At 39.6% G+C, this 20551-nt stretch carries 17 protein-coding genes, 1 CRISPR repeat array and 1 riboswitch; of the genes, 3 read left to right on the forward strand and 14 right to left on the reverse strand.

The features are described from left to right. Positions 1 to 65: 65 nt before the first annotated feature. The 12 genes from ABVT42_RS14060 to ABVT42_RS14115 all read right to left on the reverse strand — a co-directional run bounded on the left by ABVT42_RS14060 (position 66) and on the right by ABVT42_RS14115 (position 10648). Positions 66 to 971, reverse strand: a complete 906-nt coding sequence (locus tag ABVT42_RS14060) for a cobalamin-binding protein (protein ID WP_353896791.1) — start codon at positions 969 to 971, stop codon at positions 66 to 68. Beyond that, entirely contained in the window at positions 968 to 1561 is a 594-nt protein-coding gene (gene cobO, locus ABVT42_RS14065) for a cob(I)yrinic acid a,c-diamide adenosyltransferase (protein ID WP_353896792.1), read from the reverse strand. The genes ABVT42_RS14060 and cobO overlap by 4 nt, the downstream gene beginning before the upstream one ends. Before the next feature lie 74 nt (positions 1562 to 1635). Beyond that, positions 1636 to 3126, reverse strand: a complete 1491-nt coding sequence (locus tag ABVT42_RS14070; RefSeq protein ID WP_353896793.1) for a cobyric acid synthase — start codon at positions 3124 to 3126, stop codon at positions 1636 to 1638. A 39-nt stretch (positions 3127 to 3165) separates the two neighbouring features. Beyond that, positions 3166 to 3831 carry a histidine phosphatase family protein gene (locus ABVT42_RS14075; protein ID WP_353896794.1) on the reverse strand — a complete coding sequence of 222 codons (666 nt, stop codon included), beginning with the start codon at positions 3829 to 3831 and terminating at the stop codon, positions 3166 to 3168. Positions 3832 to 3834: 3 nt separating this feature from the next. Further along, positions 3835 to 4380 carry a bifunctional adenosylcobinamide kinase/adenosylcobinamide-phosphate guanylyltransferase gene (cobU, locus tag ABVT42_RS14080; protein WP_353896795.1) on the reverse strand — a complete coding sequence of 182 codons (546 nt, stop codon included), beginning with the start codon at positions 4378 to 4380 and terminating at the stop codon, positions 3835 to 3837. Further along, entirely contained in the window at positions 4381 to 5142 is a 762-nt protein-coding gene (locus ABVT42_RS14085) for an adenosylcobinamide-GDP ribazoletransferase (protein ID WP_353896796.1), read from the reverse strand. It abuts the gene before it with no gap. Beyond that, complete coding sequence (cobT, locus tag ABVT42_RS14090) at positions 5139 to 6167, reverse strand: nicotinate-nucleotide--dimethylbenzimidazole phosphoribosyltransferase (RefSeq protein WP_353896797.1); 1029 nt, start codon at positions 6165 to 6167, stop codon at positions 5139 to 5141. The genes ABVT42_RS14085 and cobT overlap by 4 nt, the downstream gene beginning before the upstream one ends. Positions 6168 to 6305: 138 nt before the next feature. Next, entirely contained in the window at positions 6306 to 7397 is a 1092-nt protein-coding gene (locus tag ABVT42_RS14095; protein WP_353896798.1) for a FecCD family ABC transporter permease, read from the reverse strand. 61 nt (positions 7398 to 7458) lie between these two features. Further along, positions 7459 to 8445: an ABC transporter ATP-binding protein gene (locus ABVT42_RS14100; RefSeq protein WP_353896799.1), complete on the reverse strand. Its 987-nt coding sequence runs from the start codon at positions 8443 to 8445 to the stop codon at positions 7459 to 7461. 126 nt (positions 8446 to 8571) lie between these two features. Then, positions 8572 to 8866, reverse strand: a riboswitch (cobalamin riboswitch). A gap of 103 nt (positions 8867 to 8969) precedes the next feature. Then, positions 8970 to 9389, reverse strand: coding sequence for a hypothetical protein (locus tag ABVT42_RS14105; RefSeq protein ID WP_353896800.1), 420 nt, complete (start codon positions 9387 to 9389; stop codon positions 8970 to 8972). A gap of 163 nt (positions 9390 to 9552) precedes the next feature. Beyond that, positions 9553 to 10086: a hypothetical protein gene (locus tag ABVT42_RS14110; RefSeq protein ID WP_353896801.1), complete on the reverse strand. Its 534-nt coding sequence runs from the start codon at positions 10084 to 10086 to the stop codon at positions 9553 to 9555. Beyond that, the gene (locus ABVT42_RS14115) at positions 10079 to 10648 is read right to left on the reverse strand and encodes a cob(I)yrinic acid a,c-diamide adenosyltransferase (protein WP_353896802.1); all 570 of its coding nucleotides are present in this window, start codon (positions 10646 to 10648) and stop codon (positions 10079 to 10081) included. Before ABVT42_RS14115 ends, ABVT42_RS14110 begins: the two co-directional genes overlap by 8 nt. Before the next feature lie 586 nt (positions 10649 to 11234). Here ABVT42_RS14115 and ABVT42_RS14120 point away from each other — a divergent pair. Both ABVT42_RS14120 and ABVT42_RS14125 read left to right on the forward strand, forming a co-directional pair. After that, a complete protein-coding gene (locus ABVT42_RS14120; RefSeq protein WP_353896803.1) occupies positions 11235 to 11981 on the forward strand; it encodes a helical backbone metal receptor in 747 nt (248 codons plus the stop codon). A 535-nt stretch (positions 11982 to 12516) separates the two neighbouring features. After that, positions 12517 to 12681 carry a hypothetical protein gene (locus ABVT42_RS14125; protein ID WP_353896804.1) on the forward strand — a complete coding sequence of 55 codons (165 nt, stop codon included), beginning with the start codon at positions 12517 to 12519 and terminating at the stop codon, positions 12679 to 12681. A gap of 449 nt (positions 12682 to 13130) precedes the next feature. On the opposite strand, the gene ABVT42_RS14130 is transcribed toward ABVT42_RS14125, so the two are convergent. Next, on the reverse strand, positions 13131 to 14678 hold the full coding sequence (locus ABVT42_RS14130; protein WP_353896805.1) for an alkaline phosphatase PhoX: 1548 nt from the start codon (positions 14676 to 14678) through the stop codon (positions 13131 to 13133). Between the two features lie 305 nt (positions 14679 to 14983). Continuing rightward, positions 14984 to 16738 (reverse strand): hypothetical protein, encoded by a 1755-nt coding sequence (locus tag ABVT42_RS14135; protein ID WP_353896806.1) that lies wholly within the window; start codon positions 16736 to 16738, stop codon positions 14984 to 14986. A 349-nt stretch (positions 16739 to 17087) separates the two neighbouring features. Continuing rightward, positions 17088 to 19040: direct repeats of the CRISPR family, unit length 28 nt; unit sequence GTTCACTGCCGAATAGGCAGCTTAGAAA. A 602-nt stretch (positions 19041 to 19642) separates the two neighbouring features. On the opposite strand from ABVT42_RS14135, the gene ABVT42_RS14140 reads away from it, so the two are divergent. Beyond that, positions 19643 to 20542 (forward strand): mechanosensitive ion channel family protein, encoded by a 900-nt coding sequence (locus tag ABVT42_RS14140; RefSeq protein WP_353896807.1) that lies wholly within the window; start codon positions 19643 to 19645, stop codon positions 20540 to 20542. The last annotated feature ends 9 nt before the right edge of the window (positions 20543 to 20551 follow it).

Raw genomic sequence — 20551 nt, forward strand, 5'->3', positions numbered from 1 at the left:
TTTAACGACAATTCTTTTCATTTTCAATAACCTTTTTATTTTTAAATAGGCGAGATACCCATCAACTAACGAGCCTGATCAATGGCATGACATAGCTGGGCTAAGCCTTCAACAGCCCGCGGCCCGAAACGGTGCAGTAAATCACCATCAATCACCGTGAAATGATCATTTTTAATCGCCTGTATATTCTTCCAGTTTTGCCAAATTTGTTTTTTAGCGCCCACATTTCCAGAGTGATGAGGGACAATAATCACTTCAGGGTCTCGAGCTAAAATACTTTCAAAATCAATTACCGGATATTCATTTTCAGCATCTGAAAAAACATTTTGACCATGACAATCTTCAAGCAACGACTCAACCCAGCTTCCCGGGCCAACGGTACGTAGAGGGTCATGCCAAAGCTGATAAAAAACTTTAACCGGTCTTTTTTCAGCATATTTTTCCGTAATTTGCTGATATTGTTTTTTTATTTTATTGATGACTTGGGCAGCCTGTTGCTGATGACCAATTTTTTCACCCAATAATTTCATATCAATGAAAATGCCATCTATTTGCTTAGGGTGCGTATAAAAAATATTAAATCCGAGCGATGCCAGTTTTCTTAAATCACTTAATTTGTTTCCGCCTTTCCAGGCAATAATCAAATCAGGTTTTAGCTTTACCACTTGCTCAATTTGTACTCCGGCATAACTACCAATACGCAAAATATTTTGCGCTGCCTTTGGATAGTCGGCATATTCAACCGTACCGACTATCTTGTCACCAGCACCTATGGCAAATAACATTTCAACTGAATGTGGTGAAAGCGCAATAATTCGTTCAACCTTTTTGGGTGAAGACTGATTCAACGCTTGCTCGCCAGCTTTCTCGTGTACCTTATCAGAAAGGCTTTTGGATTCTCCATGACAGGAAATTGAAACAACCCCAACACAGTATAAAAAACATGCAAACCCAAATCGTTTAAGACTCACCAGTCGACTCCTTTACGCGCTTTTATACCCGCTTTAAAAGCATGCTTTTCTTCTTTAATTTCACTGACGGTATCAGCCATATCTCTTAATTCACGAATCGCGCCTCGACCGGTTACAATCACTGACTGATTTTCTGGACGATTTTTTAATGCCGATAAAACCTCTTCTTTATCTAGATAGTCATAACCGAGCATATAAGTTAACTCATCAAGTAATACCAAGTGATATTGCGGATCGGCTAAAAACGCTTTTGCTTGTTGCCAAACGCGGGTTGCCGCTTCAATATCGCCAGCCCTATCTTGTGTGTTCCAGGTAAACCCCGTTCCCATCACCGCAAATGGCACACCATATTGCTCAAGTAAATTACGCTCACCACTTTCCCACTTACCTTTAATAAACTGCACAACCGCTGCTTTATAACCATGCCCAACACAACGAACAACAGTGCCAAATCCCGAAGTTGATTTACCTTTACCATTGCCGGTAATGACCAATAAAAGCCCTTTTTCAATTTGTGCTTGAGCAACTCGGGCATCAACTTTTTCTTTCATTTTTTGGGATTTAATTTTATGCTTTTCTTGTGCATCCATTAGTTATTTCTCTTAAGTTAATTTAAATTGGTTTAATTCAATCTGGTTTATTTCAGTAAGGTTTGAAAATTCGATTAACGTTTATTTGACATTGCAATTTGCAAAATAGCCTCAATATTTAAATGCGCTTCAAATACATCCGCCAATCGATCTAATTCGGACTCTCTGACATCTTGCCAGTCTTCACAGACAATCTGTTGTTCGGCTGCCCAATACAAAATGCTTTGCAGACTATCTTTCTTCTCAAACAGTCCATGTAAATAGGTTCCCATAATTTGTTTATCTTCACTAATAACACCATCGGTATAGGTTTCACCATGATATTCAGCAACTTTGGCAAAGGGTCTATTTAATGCAGGCCCCCGCGATACACCACAATGAATTTCATACCCTGAAACTGGCGCAGAATGATTTAAATTCATATTACCTTGAACTTGTTTGAGTTGCTTGTGCGGCATTAATGTCGTCGAAAATGCCAATAAATTCAATCCAGGAGTTGACCCGGCTTGACTTTCAATACCATCCGGATCGTTAATTGACTGACCTAACATTTGAAAGCCTCCACAAATTCCCAGCAGTTTACCACCATAACGCAAATGTTTTTTTATTTCGGTTTCCCAACCTTGTTCACGCAAATAACTTAAATCATTTCTAACACTTTTGCTGCCGGGTAAAATAATCAAATCAGCGCCCATTAAAGACTGACCTGCAGGCACAAATTCAAATTGGATTTTAGGGTGCCATTTTAATGGCTCAAAATCAGTATGATTGCTGATTCGTGGAATAACCGGTACTTTTACTTTTAGTTGGCTATCTTCAGTCACTGACTCCACATCAATGGCATCCTCGGCATCCAGTTTCAAAGATTGCAGATAAGGCAGCACACCGAATAAAGTTTTGTGTGTGTAATTTTCTAACCAATCTAAACCACTTTGCAGTAACGACAAACGCCCACGAAATTTATTAATAATAAAGCCCTTAATACGTGCTTGCTCTGATGCAGACAGCAAGTTAACAGTACCCGTTAAGTGGGCAAATACGCCCCCTCTGTCAATGTCACTAATTAAAATAACTGGACAATCAACCGCCTCAGCAAATCCCATATTGGCAATATCATTTTGGCGTAAATTAATTTCGGCAGGACTACCCGCGCCTTCAACTAAAACAACATCATATTGTTGCAGTAGCTTTTGGTATGACTGTAAAACTTTGGCAAACGCCAGTTGTTTGATATCACCAAAAGTATTGGCATCAAGTTGTGAAACGGCTTTACCATGAATGATTACTTGCGACTTCATATCACTACTTGGCTTTAATAAAACCGGATTAAAGTCAGTCGATAAAGGTAATCCACAGGCAATGGCCTGTAATGCTTGCGCTCGACCTATTTCTCCACCACAAGGGGTGACCGCACTATTTAGTGCCATATTTTGAGGCTTAAATGGTGCAACATTAATTCCGTGTCGTTTAAAGACTCGGCATAAACCAGCCACACAAATACTTTTTCCGGCATCAGATGTAGTCCCCTGAATCATCAGGCTTCTGCCGTTAAATACATCGCTCATTTATTGATTCCAAACCTGATTAATTAACCTAATAAAACTTTAAGGCAGCCCGACACATTCGTAATGTCGCTCATGACTGGTGGGTATTTCAGGAACTTCGCGACGATAATTCATTAACATGATTTGCGGAATTATTTTTTTATCATGATAAAAACGAATATGGGTAATACTGCCATAATCTAACGCAAATCGTTTAAACTGGATGCCTGATTCATAATCAATATTCAAACACCAGGCAATGAGTGTTCGAATAACGCCTGCATGAGTAAATACCAGAATATTTTTTCCCATATGAGTGAGTAACATTTTTTCCATCACTCGCTCAACACGATGGCAAAAATCCCACAAAGGCTCACCTTTTGGCGGCATAAATTTCGCTGGTTGATTAAAAAAATTATTCAACTCATCAGGATAATTTTCATATAAAAAATCGTAGGTTTCACCATCCCAGTCACCAAAAAAACATTCTTTCCAACGAGCATCAATTTCTAAAGCAACTTTATTTTTTTTAGCATAACGCTGAGCAAAATCAGCACAGCGAATCAGCGGACTGGAAATGACAAGATCAATGCCAGAAATCGGTTTAATATTCGTTTCCATTTGCGCCCAGCCTAACTGATTGAGTGGTGAGTCAGTAAATCCCAGTAGTGTTTTTTTCAGCACTGGTTCACCATGACGAACAAAAAATACATCGGTGCAAATCATCGATTAACTATCCTTGAATTTGTTTTGAGATTTCAGATTTATAGCGCAACCAGCAACAACCAGTGAAACAGATTCAGCAAGAGAAGCCAGAGCCTGATTAAGCCAGCCAGCCTCATCGACAAATTGACGATTCAACTCTCCCATTGGCACAATGCCACTCCCCACTTCATTCGATACAATCACAATCGTTGCTTGAGAATTTTCAATCGCCTCGAGAAATGCCGCTTTTTGTAATGACCATTGTGCAATTTCGCCACAGCAAAGCCAGTTACTCAAATACAAGGTCATGCACTCAATGAGTAAAACCTGATTTTTTTTGTTATGTTTAGTTATAATTTGAGATAAATCGAGCGGCTCTTCAATTAACTGCCAATGGGCAGGGCGACTCTGTTGATGATGTTTAATTCGCTGTTTCATCTCATCATCTCCCGCGGTTGCGGTAGCAACATATAACACCTCGGGCGAAGGCGTAAAGGAAATCTCGTTGACTATTTGCTCTGCAAATCGGCTCTTTCCCGAGCGAGCGCCACCTATTACCAAGTGCAGCATTTAAACATTCACCTGTGCCGATAAAAGCACCATATAAATTGTCAATTCACTCAATTGTTGAGTCGCCCCCAAAGTGTCACCGGTAAAACCGCCAATTTGTTTTTTGAGATATATCGAAATACCAATCGCTAATGCGATAAGCAGTAATAACATTTTAATAATCAGGTCAGGAATCAGTAGCAGGCTGCCAGCTCCAATTGCAATACTGATATGCCAATTGCGCTTATTCATTTTTTCTGCCAACGGTTTTGCTTTACTGGTGTCAGTATCTGAAACGTATGGCAGATAGTAGATCATACCATTAGCTACCGTTCGACTTAAGGGATGAGCAACCAAAAATGCCAACCAGGTCTGCTCAATTTGAATTAAAATTGCCCACTTTAAACTTAAAGCAAACCAAATGGCCACAGCACCATAGGTTCCTAGTCGAGAATCTTTCATAATGCTGAGTTTTTTCTCACTTGTCCAACCCCCACCTAATCCATCACAAGTATCCGCCAAACCATCTTCATGAAAGCAACCCGTTAATAAAATACTCACTAACATACTCAGCAAAATGGCAATTGAATTTGAGAAAAGCGGTAAAAACAACCAATAACTCAACGCACAAATAATACCAATCAGCCAGCCAACCAAGGGAAAATAGCGACTAGCCTGATTGAGCTTTTGCTGATCAAAGTCGATGTTTTGTGGCATGGGTATACGCGTAAAAAAGCCCAGCGCAATATAAAACAAATTCAGTTGTGCTTTAATTCCGGTCATACTGACTGCACCCCAGCACTTTCAAAACTGGCCATGTCGTTGTAAAAAGCCTGCGCGGCTTTTAGTAAGGGATAAGCTAGCGCGGCACCAGTGCCCTCACCAAGTCGAAGCTCAAGTTTAAGCAGCGGCTTTACTTGCATAAAAGATAATAATTTTTGATGTCCTGACTCATTCGACTGATGACAAAAGATCATATAATCTTTTGCCGCAGGCACAATTTCACAAGCCACAAGTGCCGCCGTTGAAGAGATAAATCCATCTACCAGAATAATACTTTGACATTCTGCGGCTGCCAGCATCGCTCCAACCGTTTGTACAATTTCAAATCCACCCAAAGTTGCCAAAATGCTTTTGATATCGGTTAGGCGATTGTGATGTTTCAACAAAGCCGATTGAATCAGTTGCAATTTTTTCGTATATACCACATCACTAATGCCGGTGCCGCGGCCCACACACTCTTCTACAGGTAGTTGAGTAATCGCGCTCATCAACGCTGCAGCGGCAGAAGTATTTCCAATCCCCATTTCGCCAAATCCAAAAACATTACTTCCTTGGCTAACATGCCGATAAATAATTTCTGCACCAAGCGAGATCCCTTTTTGCACCGACTGCAAACTCATTGCAGGTTCATGGATAAAGTTTTTTGTACCGCGTCCCAGTGATTGTACAGTTAATTCAGGATGACTAATTGGCTGTAAAATACCCGCATCAATAATTTCCAACTGCATTTGACTGCTTTGGCAAAAACAATTAATTGCAGCACCGCCACTTAAAAAATTTTGTACCATTTGCGCAGTAACTGTCGAAGGCGCAATACTGATTCCTTCTTCTGCGATACCATGATCGCCCGCAAAAACCAGCATTACCGGTTGCTGTAAATGAATTTTCTTGGGGCCGGTTATCATGGCCAGCTTGACCGCCAAAGCTTCTAATTCACCCAGCGCACCTAACGGTTTTGTTTTATTATCAATAAACTGCTGAATTGATTGACGATTAGTACTGTCGAGTGAAGAAATATCAAACATATTAAATAACTCTCAAAATGTTCCAACAATAAGCTTTCACAATACACTCTCACCAAAAGCTTTTACAAAAAATTCTCACAAAAACTTATCTCAAAGTTTCTCTTTAAAATCATGCTTAAAAAAGCAAGTCTCGACTAACTAATCGACGCTGTCTGACTGACTACGATGTTTTAAGATCACAAAAAAGAATAGACTGCCAGCAGCTGAAGTGACAATACCAACAGGCAAGACCTGATGCATCAATACGGAACGGGCAATCACATCAACCCAAATCATAAAGGTTCCGCCGAGTATTAACGACATCATTAATACGCGATGAATTTGTGCACCAACAATATAACGCGAAATATGGGGAATCATTAATCCAACAAAACCTATACCACCAACATGGGCGACCAGTACAGCAGTTACCATCGCACAAGCAATTAACATTGCAAGACGCAACTGACTAACCGGAATGCCCAAAGTTAACGCACTTTCATCGCCCGCCTGCAGAGCAGCCAGCCAGCGCCTGAATGTAAACACAAACGCAACACCAATGAGTAGCATTGATACAGGCAACCACATTTCGGACCACTGCGAATTAGAAAAACTGCCCATCATCCAAAATAATACGGTAGCGGCGGTATCTGGGTCGGAATAGTAAAGAATTAGACTGGTAAATGCGCTCAACATAAATGAAACAGCAACTCCCGACAGCAACAATCGCTCAACATTAAATGCCGATTTTCCTGCCAGAATCAGCATTAATGCCACCGAAAAAATACCGCCAATCAATGCCCCCATTGTGATTGAAATAATAGCACTGGAAATACCTGCCATAACAATCACTGCACCCAGTGAAGATCCTGCTGATATGCCAAACAAATAGGGATCGGCTAATGGATTTCGGGTTACAGCTTGCAAAACGGCACCGCACATAGAGAGCCCGGCGCCAGTTAAGAGCGCCATTAAAATTCGGGGCAATCGGATTTCCCAAATAATTTTTTGGTTAACCTCTGACACAGCGCAAACTGCCAGATCATCATTGCAACTAAACAATGTCTGAAAAATATCACTCATACTGACCTGAACACTACCGATTCCAGTCGCCAGCATAATGCTAATTATTAGGCTAATTAATGATACACTTAGCACGACCAAAAACTGCGGCGAATACCGTTTTATTTCGGTGTGCACAATTTGTTGTGCATTGATGTTTACCGGTTGGGCAAAACTCTTTTCATTCATTGCTAAGATCACTCATCGCGTTCGCATTCATCACATCTGTCACACCTCAATAAAATAGCTATCATTCAAAACCAACTTGACCAAATTTAATTTTATGCATTACTTGAGGCTTACCAATCACAGGTGATTTGCCAGCAGCCTGTAATGTTTTAGTGGTTTGCTGTTGCTTATTTGGTTGTTTTTCAATTTGCGTTGACTGGCTTTCTGATTTTTGCTTTTCTATTGTCGAACAGGTTTTGGGTAGCGGCAAAGGTGTATTACGTAAGGCAAAAGTGATACGTAATTTTTGATTAAACGGGTGTACATCAACACAAGCATCAACCTCAAAGACCTGTTTTAAACTCTGTTCGGTAAGCACCGCTTCCGGCGAACCCTGTGCAATCATTTGTCCGTCTTTTAATAAAATTAAACGGTCACAAAATGCTGCCGCCAAATTTAAGTCATGAATACTAACGATTACCGTAATACCTAACTCACGCGCTAACTCAAGTACTTCAACCTGATGACGCACATCTAAATGATTCGTTGGTTCATCCATAATAAGTATGTCGGTTGACTGAATAATCGCACGCGCGATTAATGCGCGTTGCTTTTCACCACCAGAAAGTGAATTAAAATTCTGAGTAATCTTGTGCTGTAAATCGACCTTTTCAGCAGCACATTGAATGGCATAACGATCCTCTGGTGTATCAAATGCTAACAGCGACTTATTAGGTGTTAGCCCCATTCGAATTACATCCATCACGCTCATTTCAAAGCTGGCGCTTGGCTCTTGAAGTACTACCGCAATTTTTTGTGCTAGTGCGCGTCGGGAATAATCTTGTATATGTTGTCCATTTAGTTGAATTGAACCACTAGTCGCTTGATGTTTGCCATACAAACAGCGAAGCAACGACGATTTACCTGCCCCATTAGGACCAATTAACCCCACAAATTCACCCGGTTGAATGGTGAAAGACAGATTATCGAGAATACATTTTTGTTTAACCTGCCAGCAAAGTTGTGCAACTTGCAGCATGGGTAATTCATTTTGGGCGTGATATGTCACATTAGTTATTCCGCTCGTTATCAATCAGAACTTTATCGAGGGAATTACGCTAGGTGTTTGAGTGTGGTGAACAAGTGAAAACTATCGAGCTTATTGACCTCACCAACGAGTAACCCGCTCGAAGTGCTATCTGTTAGGTATTCGGCAGGTCTCCTGGCTTATTAGTTTAGAGTTTTCACAACGACTTGCTGCCAATTAACGACAGTCAGGCTTGTGTTAAATCAAAATAAAAGAAACTCGCCTTCCCGGTTAGTCTATTTAAAGTACTATCTTGAAATATCACTTTAATGGACAAAAAAACCAGTGGCTTAGCGTTACTTTTAAAGCAAAAGCTTAACTAATATACAGTTGCGGGTACAGCCGCAGATTTAAACTGCGTTCCCCTTTAAGCGCATTGCGCACCGAAAACTTGTGGATTATACCATAATCTCGTTGCATAGCCATGCTCTGACAGCTAATCTCGCCAGAACCGAAAAGCATGATGTAATACTAAAAATTATCGAAATGAAATAAAGATGAGCGACTCAGTGGCGGTCAAGGTCTTCGATTAGCCAGCGGATTGCCGCAGTTTTTTTACTAAACACTTCAATATCAACTGGCGATTGAGACATCTGAGCCTTGTAGATTGATAAAAGTGCAGTGTTCAAGGTATCTTGCGCCACCAATGCTTGTTTATAGTCAGCCCCTCTTAAATCTTGATTATGTTTTAAAAAGTGAATGACCTGACTGATTTCAGTGAGACCAATCTCAGGATAAGCCCTTGAAAAGTCGTAACAAACATTGATATTAAACTGAAAGTTCGGGTGTGCAACAATTTGATTAAAGGTTTCATACAATAATTTGAGAGAAATACCACCGTGAAAAATAACATCAATGAAACCGCCACTTCGATTAAAATGAAGCGTCGCATAAGACAAATCATTGGTGAGTAGTTCACTTGTCATTACGGAAGACGATATCCCCTTAGATATACCCTAAAATGAAATGGGTTATTTAAGTGTTTTCCAAAACCGGTGAAATAGCAAGTTTATTCAAGCCACATTAAAAAATGTTTTGATAAAATGTCTACTCAATAACAGAATTGCTTGAAAATTTATTGATTTGAGATTATTCCTTATCCTTAGGTTGAATTGAACTATCGATTGCACGATCAATTGATGAACGATCAAAAGATGTTCGCTCAGTAAGCGTATCAGGCGAAGGACCGATTGTCGTATCAGTTGATGTCTCGGCAGGTTCTTCCAACCATAACTTCGCTAAAAATCGATGGCTGTAAATCTGCATATCAATATTGGTTCTGGCAAAAAATAAGCGATAAAAATCGAGCAGCATTTTTGTCATATCGTCACCATAAACAAATGCCAATCGATAACTATTGCCAAGTTTATGCTGCATACCATACATAAAATGATAAAAAATCTCTGTATCATTGAGTGTTAATTCCACCATAGCATCAGTAAAATCGAAGCAGATGGCCATATTTTTCTTGAATCGAAGATCTCTGAGAAGTAAAGAAAAACTATCTACCAGATCAAACAACCTGACCACTCCCCAATAGGAAAGATAAGCGTAGTTTTTATCGTTCTTTATGACAACATCAACACTCGGTTTTTTCGTAGGCTCCTGATGCAGACTAGTCATTGTTAGTTGTCTTCTGCAGGCGACGCGACTGCCACATTTCTTCTGTCTGATGGTCTGCTCTGGCCAAAAGTCGACAAAAAACAAACAATAAATCAGATAATCGATTTAAATATTTTTGTGATAACGGATTAATTTCATCAGTGTGCGTCAAAGTCACCACTCTGCGCTCAGCACGGCGGCATATTGTACGAGCCATATGGCAGGCAGTTGTAGCCAGATTGCCTTTAGGTAATACGAACTCTTTCAGTGGTGGCAATTGCTCATTAAAATCATCCAGCCACTCATCTAATTGCTTTAAGTGTTCTTCCTTAACCAGCGTGTAGCCCGGCATTGCCAGTTCACCGCCCAAGTCAAATAAGCGGTGCTGAATTTCGTTAATTGCCGCTTGTAGTTTCTCGTCGGTCAATTGTGAAGAGGTCATGCCAATAGCGGCATTGAGCTCATCAATTGTGCCAATCGCCTCAATCCTCGCTGAGTCTTTTGTCAAGCGTTCGTTGTTGCCGATACCTGTCGTGCCATCGTCACCAGTTTTGGTGGCCAGCTTTGATAATCGATTTCCCATAATAACTCTCTTAAATGTTCAATAACTATTAAAATAATTTTTATATTCAATTAACTGTCAATTTTACACTTTTTATAATGATGAATTATATATTAATTGCTAGAATCTTTGTTGGTAACATTTAAATTTTTTATAATCTGAAAATTAGTCTGGCTTTTACCAAGCTTATTTGGCTTACCTTGCAAGCCCCTCAGTTTTTACCAAAACAATGTTTATCAGCACGAAACAACATTAGTAAAATTAAGACTTTCGATAAAAATCCGACATTGTCTTTAAAAATCTGTAAACGTTTGCTTGGCAGGGTTAATGATCAATAAGAAAGTCTAAACAGTTACCCCCTTAATATGGCAAACACGAAATATAACAAACCAAAGCACAGTCGTTTGCATTGGCTGATTAACACAAATGAATTAGATTAATTTTACACCTAAATTGGCACAGCGTTTTTTTTTCTGTCACCTTTTTAAATTTTATGAGAGCAGCTCAGCATTTTTTGCCACAAGTTCAGGTCACAATTAAGCGACAACTTACTTTCAAGTTAACTTGAGTCATGCTTTTCAATAATGAGAACCCAACAGACCATTTTATGAAAATTATTAGCCTTGTACCTTCAATTACCGAAACATTAATTGACTGCCAAGTCAACCTGGTGGGACGATCGCGTTTTTGTATTCATCCTCGCCCACAAGTAAACGACATCGCCAAAGTTGGCGGTACCAAAGATATTAATTGGCAAAATGCGCTCGACCAATCTGCTGATTTGGTAATTCTCGATAAAGAAGAAAATACCTTACAAATGGCAGAATCTTGTCCAATCGACTATTTTGCATTACACATTACTTGCATCGAAGATGTTGCCCCTGAACTAACACGCTTAGCAGAAAGAATTGAAAGCCAACCGCTCATGGCAATTGCAAAGCGTTGGCAGCAAGTTGCTCAAAATGGTCCGCTCCCAAATAATATGATCACTTTACCAGGAGTTATTCAATGGTGGAAAAAGCCAGATACGCAAACACGACTGGTTTATCTCATTTGGCAAAATCCTTGGATGGCTATTGGCGAAAATACTTTTATTCAATCGGTGCTGGACTTTTGTGGATTGAAAAAATACCGAATTTCATTCAGCGATAAATACCCACAAATTGATCTGGGGCGATTGGCAAAAGAAGATACCGTTTTATTATTCTCTACAGAGCCTTTTCCTTTTGATCGTTATCAAGAGTCATTAATTGAACTTGGCTATAGCTGTGCATTAGTCGATGGCGAGCTTTTTTCATGGTATGGCATTCGCAGTCTGAAATTTTTAGAATCAATCTGCGAAACAGCCGAATAAACAATCATGATAAGAGCCAATAAACCAACGATTAAAAATAAATTTTTATTGATTAATTCGTTAATGACTCACTGAAGTTAAAGTTAATTTCAGCTTGCTAACGTTTTTAAGCCTGACTAGGTCAGTTAAATAAAAAATCGGGCCGATTTTATAAAATTTCAATAAGCGATAAACGCTCGACTTGAGATCGCTATTGAATTTTTCGCTATTTGTTATTGTTTGTTGTGAATATTCACACAACTAAAAAACTGAAATAGCTTGATTTGAACCAATTAATTTGGTTTAACATGGGCTGGATCTTTTTTCACTATGTCTATTATGTCTTTCACGAAAACGTCACATAGTGTTAACCTTTTTCCGGTTATAATTTAATCAATTCTTAAAAACTATTAGGAACGATAGCATTTGGTGAACCAATTCACATAATTACGATATAAGCAGGAGATTGGTTTTTATTGTTCTAGTTTGTTTATCAAGAAGAATAAAAGTTTAAAACTGAATCATTCCATATGTTTACTGGCAACAGGAGCCGAATATGCCGACAGAAAAACCTAAACTGGGAGAGTTAAATACTACCCCTAGTCTTGACAACAGTGTTGCTGCTGAAGAAAAAGATAAAAACATTAATAAAAAAGAGAATCATGACTTTGCTTTTGGCAATTGGCAGACTACTCACCCAAACCGCACATTCAGTAATTAAGTGCAATTGAATCAGGTTGGTGATGACTAAACATATTTATTTTAGAAAAACTTCACTTTTGAAAAACTTTCGCTTTTGAAAATAAAGCATGCGAGAATTCAAATTTCGACAAATATCACTTAACAAAAAATCATTACCCACAATTTTCATGTGCGACTGCATGATAAATTTAAACACTGTTCATTAGATTTGCCACTGAAGCTATCCGGCATCTCTTTTTGACAGGCTTTCCGACGCATCGACTTATTTCTTATCACTTATTTCTTATCACTTATTTCTTATTACTTATTTCTTATCACTTATTGTTTATCATCTATTGTTTATCATCTATTGCTTATCATTTAACTGATTTAATAATAAAAATACGCATTCTAATCAAAGCAACTCAAATGACTTCAATCCTTTAAAAAGAACCGAAGTCATTCACACAAAGCGTTAAACCGTCAAGCTTATCGATCGTGTCGGGCTTGGCGTTTTAATTTACGAACATAGTTAAAGTCCCAGTCGCTTGAACAAGTGCGAATGAAGCGGCCATTATAAAAACTATGACGATTGTAACGGAAGTTTTTCTCACAAGTTGGTGGTACAACATCTTCAATGTTAAACAACCAAAGTGCATCACCTTTACCATTTGGATTATTCTCAATATCCGTGCTGCTTGGGTGCTGAATTGATACAACAAATTCGGTCGGACGCTTAGGGTTAAAAATCATCCCGGTTGCTTCTGCACCATTAACCTGAATACTCATAAAGTGATCAACCGATTCAGCGACACCATCACTGTTAGCATCACGAACAAACCAGATATCACCACCAATATCGCTACCATTTGGCGCATCTTCAATAATATAGATATTACCAAAAGCATCTTGAGCTAAATTATCAGGCGAATTAATTTTTCCGGTTGTAGCCGGGAATCCAACATTTTTAGGTGTCCCAGTTTCACTGGCAAATACTCGAACAACGGCTCGATTACCGCGCAACATTTCTACCGAATAAACCGCTTGCTCTGAAGTCGCAGTAAAATAAAGTACTTCGCGACCGTTGCCTAATATGCCGACTTCAACATCTTCTGGTCGACCGTAAGGCGTTGCACCGACTTCATCAGCAGCAAGACGACCAGCACGGAAAGAAGCTGCATTTTCAAAAGGATTTTGTTGAGTTAATGGCTTACCCTGGCGATCAGTTAACGGTATCCAGCGCGCGTCACCGGTACGCGTTGCATTGGCATTATTGGCACTATTGTAGTTTTCTGAAGAAACCCCATCAAAATCATTAACGGCTAATACAAATGTTTGTCCCGAATTAAATTCGCGATCATCCGCCACTAATTTATAGATTGCACCAGAACGATCTTCATCAACATAGTAAACAACATTTTTTTGCTTTTTACCAAATCGAATTCCTTCTTGCGAAACATTGGCAAAAGATTGTTTTTCACGAATTTCAATATCATCAGGATGCGCCATTGGATTTAGTACTTCGATCACACGACCTTCACCAGACCACTCTTCTCCTAAAATTAAAGTGCCATACGGCGTGTAAGTTGCCGGATCGAATGCACCAAAATCGTTTGCCCAGGTATTATCAACGCCACGTTGACCACTGTTATCACCCGAAAACAAAATATTCGCTTTGTCTTGACGAATATCATAACGTGTTACCCCAGCACCGTAGGGTGATTCATGTGGAATAAAAATATAGTTGCCCGTGTGATCGAAAGCGACCATATCCCACATAGAAGCCGATGTGCCCGCTCCCGGCGCACGGACAACAGATTGATCCATATCGGCTTCAATTTCAGCCATGCTGGTTAAATTAACCTGACTGATACCAGCGGGAACCTGCCAAGGTGAATTAACTTCGTTAATATGGTTTGGGCTTGCCACCGCCGAAGACTGTGTGAGTGGATTAAAAAATGGTTCAGTCCCCGCAATAGCAACCGAAGTTGTCATTGCAATCGCACTGGATATTACGGCCAGTTTTAGATTTGTCATTACTTGATCTCCAGATTATATAATCGAGTTTTTGTCAGAACATTAATCCTTTTATTATTTGCTCCTTGTAAATTACTCCCTTTGGTTTGGTCCTTATGGTATTAACCTTTTAGCGGTATTTATAAGAGCTTGACCACTTGGTATTTCTTTACGAGTTTCCCCCGCTCGTCAAAGCCATTAGAGTTTACAAGGTTATTATGAAAGGACTATTAATCTCGATTCAGGATTTGATGACACTTTTTTTAAACCTTCATTGTTCAGTAAAAGTGCATACCTAATACGCCAATATGCCAGCACCAATCTGCTCAATGCTTGTTCCAGTCAAGCCGAATATCCCATGAATAAGTGGCTTCAGGTTTTAACGTCGGCGCGGTAGCGTTATCAATTTTTTGATAAACGTTTTGCGGAGCTAAAACGGTTGCATCGCGGCCAAATAAAAAGCGTTGTTCATCAACGATGACTCGATAAGCTTTATTAAGCATTAACGCCCGACTAATAGACGGTGTAATTAATTGGTAAACATCTTTTCCTGCAACTTTTGCATAATCAACTTTACCGTCTTGAGTAAACCAGTTGGCCAGCATTTCATCATTACTGCGAAACTCATCACCGCCACCGGTGCGCTCTAGATAAGTGAGAATTTCACCTTGATGCTCACCTTTGTTGGGCACATCAGCCATACCTTTTAAATTGATATACTGCCATCCGGCTTGTCCATCAACTTTACGGGCAAAGCTAAATGTTTTATCAATCGTTGAACCTATTGAGTTATGACAGCCCATACAAAATAGATTTTCTTCAAAACTGGCAGCACGTAATCGACCATTTTTATTCTCAATAAATCCTTGTACCGCCCAGCCCATGCCATTATCTAAACCATGATCGCCAACATCGGTGTATCCCGGTAAATGTCCGGCTTCTTTTTCAAAAGCTTCTTCTTCGTAATAGCGGGCCAATGTTCCTTTGGGATAAGCTTTCCATTTTTTCATATAGCGCACTTCTTTCATGCGACGCGAAACACCAACTTCACCTTGTTGATTAATCCCCAAGTAGCGAACAGTATGTAAAAATTCTGTTCCCTGCGGATAAACAAATGACTCAATATAATAATCTTTTGCAGCACCAACAAAACTTGATACATCGGTAATTTCATTAATCAGCGTTAATCGATTGTCTTGATTTAAATCTTTTTGAATTAAATTTTCATCTATCGGCCAAAGCGAAATAGTCGATAAATTTTTAATTTTTGCTTCAACAATTGCTAGATTTGCTTTATAAATATCTCTTGAATATTCACCATTAACATTAGTCCGGTAAGGTTTCGGCAACTTAATCATCACATCATCAGTTGAACCGTTGGTCGGCCAAAATGTGCTCGGAAATGGTTTATAATTAAATGCTACCCAGTGACTACCATCTTTAGCAAACCCTTCGCTATCAAATGCCGCTTTCCCCTCTTGCAGATTTTTAATATCCGGAATGTAACCTTTAAAACCTGCAGCTTTTAATCGCGGCGCCAGCTCGCTGTAGTTGTCTTGATTAACCCATTGAATAATGTCTTGATCGGAAATCTGCTGTATTTTTGAGGCACGATTTTGAAATAGATTTTGCCAATGGTTTGTCATGCCAACGTCGCTAAAACTGTAGGCTTGCTGCAAGTCGCCATCATTCATTACATTTTCATGTGGTTGAATATTGTTTTGGTGGCACACATAGCAAGGATTATATTGGCCTTCTGTTTTGGTGTAACACATGGGCGGAATGATGGCTTCGCGATTAAACACCGTCGATACTGGGTGTACATTGGGTCGCGGCGGTACTACCGCATCACTGGTTAATAAAAAGTTAATAACTTGCTGGTAATGCTGTGGATTGAGCGTTTTAGATGACTGCATTTGGGTTAGCTGAACCGCTGTATTTTTTGTGGTTTGTAATGATTTTATTTCATTTGGCAATGTTTCTTTTGAATGCGGTGTATAGCATCCGTTAAGCAATAATGCACCAGCGCTAATTAACAACAGAAATCGAATTGCTAATAGATTTGCTTTTATTGTTGCCATAATTCAAAACTTTTTAGTGAACGCTCTTAATGATTTAAGTTAACCCTTTTATGTTTAAACTTTATTAAATTATCTATGTTTATAGATAACTCTAAGTCGCTATTATTCCCCAGCCAGTCACTTTTATTTGTTTTGTAGATATTTGTTGAAATGTCCTATCGCTTTAAATTGAAGTTTTCAAACAAAAACGCTAAATTAACCCTCGCAGTCCCCACAGAACCTTTATTTTTTGCTCTTTAAAAATTAGCTTTAAATTCAATAACTTAAAACTGGTTAAAAAATGATTGTTTTTTTGGTAAAAAATCGCTGAATCCTTTGGTTTTATTGGGATATAGCGATTTAATTTGTAGTTCACTGCCGAATAGGCAGCTTAGAAAAACACAGTGGGCGTCAAATCTTTCGCTTTATTTGTTCACTGCCGAATAGGCAGCTTAGAAACGAATAAATTACCCACGATAGACATCGTTTGAGTTCACTGCCGAATAGGCAGCTTAGAAATTAGCCAAACAAGATAAAGCATAACAAAATAACGTTCACTGCCGAATAGGCAGCTTAGAAATAGGCAAACGATGATAAGTTTTACCTGCAAATGTTCACTGCCGAATAGGCAGCTTAGAAAAAAACTTGACGCAAGCGTAACGCCCACAAAATGTTCACTGCCGAATAGGCAGCTTAGAAAGCCTTGAGATTCTTAGTTTGCAGACTCAGAAAGTTCACTGCCGAATAGGCAGCTTAGAAAAGTGACAATCTGGCGCACATTGAGACGAGTCGGTTCACTGCCGAATAGGCAGCTTAGAAAGGCCAGCAGGGCGTCCATAGCGTCTGAATAATGTTCACTGCCGAATAGGCAGCTTAGAAACTGTGAAATCAACTGTACCCGCGCAATTTTCAGTTCACTGCCGAATAGGCAGCTTAGAAATCGCTGTCATCACATAAAATAACATCAATTTTGTTCACTGCCGAATAGGCAGCTTAGAAAATGTTTCGCGCAGTGATTGACAGCTTGAGAGAGTTCACTGCCGAATAGGCAGCTTAGAAAAGACGTGTAATATTGAGCAGCGCTTGCCACGCCGTTCACTGCCGAATAGGCAGCTTAGAAATCATCACGACTCCACACCGCACGCACACTTTTGTTCACTGCCGAATAGGCAGCTTAGAAAAAAGCCGTCGATATTTTTAGCTATATATTTTGCGTTCACTGCCGAATAGGCAGCTTAGAAACGACGAGTTTGTTACGCTTAAGCCTTTGCCATGTTCACTGCCGAATAGGCAGCTTAGAAAACAGTAAGGGTAAGGTAGAGCCTGATACAGATGTTCACTGCCGAATAGGCAGCTTAGAAAGACGAGCTTCAGCGCGACGCTTTTGACGGAGAGTTCACTGCCGAATAGGCAGCTTAGAAAATTAAATGTCACCGTATTATTGAAATTAACTGGTTCACTGCCGAATAGGCAGCTTAGAAAAGCTTCACGCCCTCGCGTAAGCAAGTGGGGTGGTTCACTGCCGAATAGGCAGCTTAGAAAACTTAGCGAACAAGAGTTAACAATTTTCATAAGTTCACTGCCGAATAGGCAGCTTAGAAAATAAAAAAATCCTCTAATTAAAAAAATTTATTGTTCACTGCCGAATAGGCAGCTTAGAAAGCTGTAGCTGAATATTAGCCATTTTGTTAGGCGTTCACTGCCGAATAGGCAGCTTAGAAAAGTTTGTTGCTGTCGCCCAACTCATTGAGCGAGTTCACTGCCGAATAGGCAGCTTAGAAAACGACGGAACACCGCACGGACACTTTTTATTGGTTCACTGCCGAATAGGCAGCTTAGAAAAAATTATTTAATGATTGGTGTCGTAATCTTGGGTTCACTGCCGAATAGGCAGCTTAGAAAATTTTCGCGCAAAGACTCCGCAAAGGATTCTCGTTCACTGCCGAATAGGCAGCTTAGAAAGTTATTGACTCTCAGATTTACGGTAGAAATAAGTTCACTGCCGAATAGGCAGCTTAGAAATGAGCCAGCAATAACAGAGTCAGCGCCACAGGGTTCACTGCCGAATAGGCAGCTTAGAAAAACACCGCCATGCTTGTGTTGGCAATGAAGAAGTTCACTGCCGAATAGGCAGCTTAGAAAATGACGGAACACCGCACGGACACTTTTTATTGTGTTCACTGCCGAATAGGCAGCTTAGAAAGAGAGCTGATGTTAGAAATGTGAGATTTTGATGTTCACTGCCGAATAGGCAGCTTAGAAAAGCAGAGAGCTTGCATTAATCGATAGCGCCATGTTCACTGCCGAATAGGCAGCTTAGAAAATTTAAAATTAATAAAATTCAGTTTTAAAAAAGTTGATCACGTTAACAATTTTCAAATGATCGGCTTGAGGCAACACCAGTAAAATCACTATTAAGCATTTTAGTGATAGTTTATATAATTAACCTCAGCTCTGGATAAGGTTAATTAGGCAGGTTCTTAAAACTCATAGAATTTAATCTGAATAACGCTTTGCTATTTCATCTACTCTATCAGGCGTCATTTCTGACCAGCCGTTAAGGTGAAACTCTGTCACTGCATTTCGCCAAGTAACCTATAGCGCGGGCTCAGTTACTGCCAAGTCGATAGATGCATCTTGCTGAGCCAGTTTTGCAATCTCTTTAATGTAGAACAAAATTTTTAGCTTTAATGACCGACACAACTTTGTCCTGCACAATGCTTAGGTATCTTTATTGGAAAACTGGCGATAAACATAATTAAAAAATATAATCCTTTTTAGGCACAGGTAAAATAAAATCCACCTGCGCACTAACAAATTGGCCAGCCAATTTATAGACAACAATGTTAATGATACGATTAGCGGTTAATGACTCTGAATAACCCTTTCAAAATGTACAAATATTAACCGGCGGAACCAGAATCGATGGCTGAACAAACTCTCTCGTGGCTCGAAACCATGCTCAACTTTCTTGTCATCATTAAAGACGGAATCATGGATGGTTTTAGTGTGGGCAATATGACCATTAGCCTGTGGAATATATTCTTGGGGCTATTTTTCTTTTATGTCGCTTTTAAAATTGGTCGCTGGATCCGCAACCGTCTCGAACAAAAATGGTTGCTCAAAAGTAATTTATCCAAAGGTGCACGCGAAGCAGCGGCCTCGCTAACTTGGTATGCGTTAATTGCGTTTATTTCGATTATTGCGCTGGCTATAGCAGGATTTAATATCAGCAATCTGGCACTGGTTGCCGGAGCACTATCTGTCGGTATCGGCTTTGGCTTACAAAATGTGGTTAACAACTTTATTTCGGGGCTTATTTTGCTGTTTGAGCGCCCAATCAAACGGGGTGACTGGATTATTGTAGGTAATACCCAAGGATTCGTTAAAGAGATTAATATTCGCTCAACACGCATACAAACATTTGATTTTGCCGACGTATTAATTCCTAATTCGGAACTATTAACCAACCAATTGACCAACTGGACACTTTCTAACGCACTTGGACGAGTCAGAATACCCATTGGGGTGGCTTATGGTAGCGATACTGATAAGGTAAAAACAATTTTATTAAATATTGCCGAGCAGCATCCTGAAGTTGTCAAAGAACACGCAGAGGTGCCCAATCCACAGGTACACTTTTTAAAATTTGCCGATAGTAGCCTCGAATTTGAACTGAGATGCTTTATCAGCGATATTTTGAATATCATGCGAATTACCAGTGAAATCAACTTTGCGATTGATAAACAATTTAAAGAAGCCGATATTCGCATCCCATTTCCGCAACGAGATTTACATATTATCAGCCAACCAAACAAAGATTAAGGAGTGGCT

Source organism: Aliikangiella maris (assembly GCF_040719265.1).
Taxonomy (GTDB): domain Bacteria; phylum Pseudomonadota; class Gammaproteobacteria; order Enterobacterales; family Kangiellaceae; genus Aliikangiella; species Aliikangiella maris.

Coding starts and splice junctions, on each gene's coding strand:
- cobO (WP_353896792.1), bottom strand. CDS start 1,561: ATGGATGCACAAGAAAAGCATAAAATTAAATCCCAAAAAATGAAAGAA.
- cobU (WP_353896795.1), bottom strand. CDS start 4,380: ATGCTGCACTTGGTAATAGGTGGCGCTCGCTCGGGAAAGAGCCGATTT.
- ABVT42_RS14110 (WP_353896801.1), bottom strand. CDS start 10,086: ATGACTAGTCTGCATCAGGAGCCTACGAAAAAACCGAGTGTTGATGTT.
- ABVT42_RS14085 (WP_353896796.1), bottom strand. CDS start 5,142: ATGACCGGAATTAAAGCACAACTGAATTTGTTTTATATTGCGCTGGGC.
- ABVT42_RS14075 (WP_353896794.1), bottom strand. CDS start 3,831: ATGATTTGCACCGATGTATTTTTTGTTCGTCATGGTGAACCAGTGCTG.
- ABVT42_RS14130 (WP_353896805.1), bottom strand. CDS start 14,678: ATGACAAATCTAAAACTGGCCGTAATATCCAGTGCGATTGCAATGACA.
- ABVT42_RS14095 (WP_353896798.1), bottom strand. CDS start 7,397: ATGAATGAAAAGAGTTTTGCCCAACCGGTAAACATCAATGCACAACAA.
- ABVT42_RS14135 (WP_353896806.1), bottom strand. CDS start 16,738: ATGGCAACAATAAAAGCAAATCTATTAGCAATTCGATTTCTGTTGTTA.
- ABVT42_RS14070 (WP_353896793.1), bottom strand. CDS start 3,126: ATGAGCGATGTATTTAACGGCAGAAGCCTGATGATTCAGGGGACTACA.
- ABVT42_RS14125 (WP_353896804.1), top strand. CDS start 12,517: ATGCCGACAGAAAAACCTAAACTGGGAGAGTTAAATACTACCCCTAGT.
- ABVT42_RS14105 (WP_353896800.1), bottom strand. CDS start 9,389: ATGACAAGTGAACTACTCACCAATGATTTGTCTTATGCGACGCTTCAT.
- cobT (WP_353896797.1), bottom strand. CDS start 6,167: ATGTTTGATATTTCTTCACTCGACAGTACTAATCGTCAATCAATTCAG.
- ABVT42_RS14140 (WP_353896807.1), top strand. CDS start 19,643: ATGGCTGAACAAACTCTCTCGTGGCTCGAAACCATGCTCAACTTTCTT.
- ABVT42_RS14120 (WP_353896803.1), top strand. CDS start 11,235: ATGAAAATTATTAGCCTTGTACCTTCAATTACCGAAACATTAATTGAC.
- ABVT42_RS14115 (WP_353896802.1), bottom strand. CDS start 10,648: ATGGGAAATCGATTATCAAAGCTGGCCACCAAAACTGGTGACGATGGC.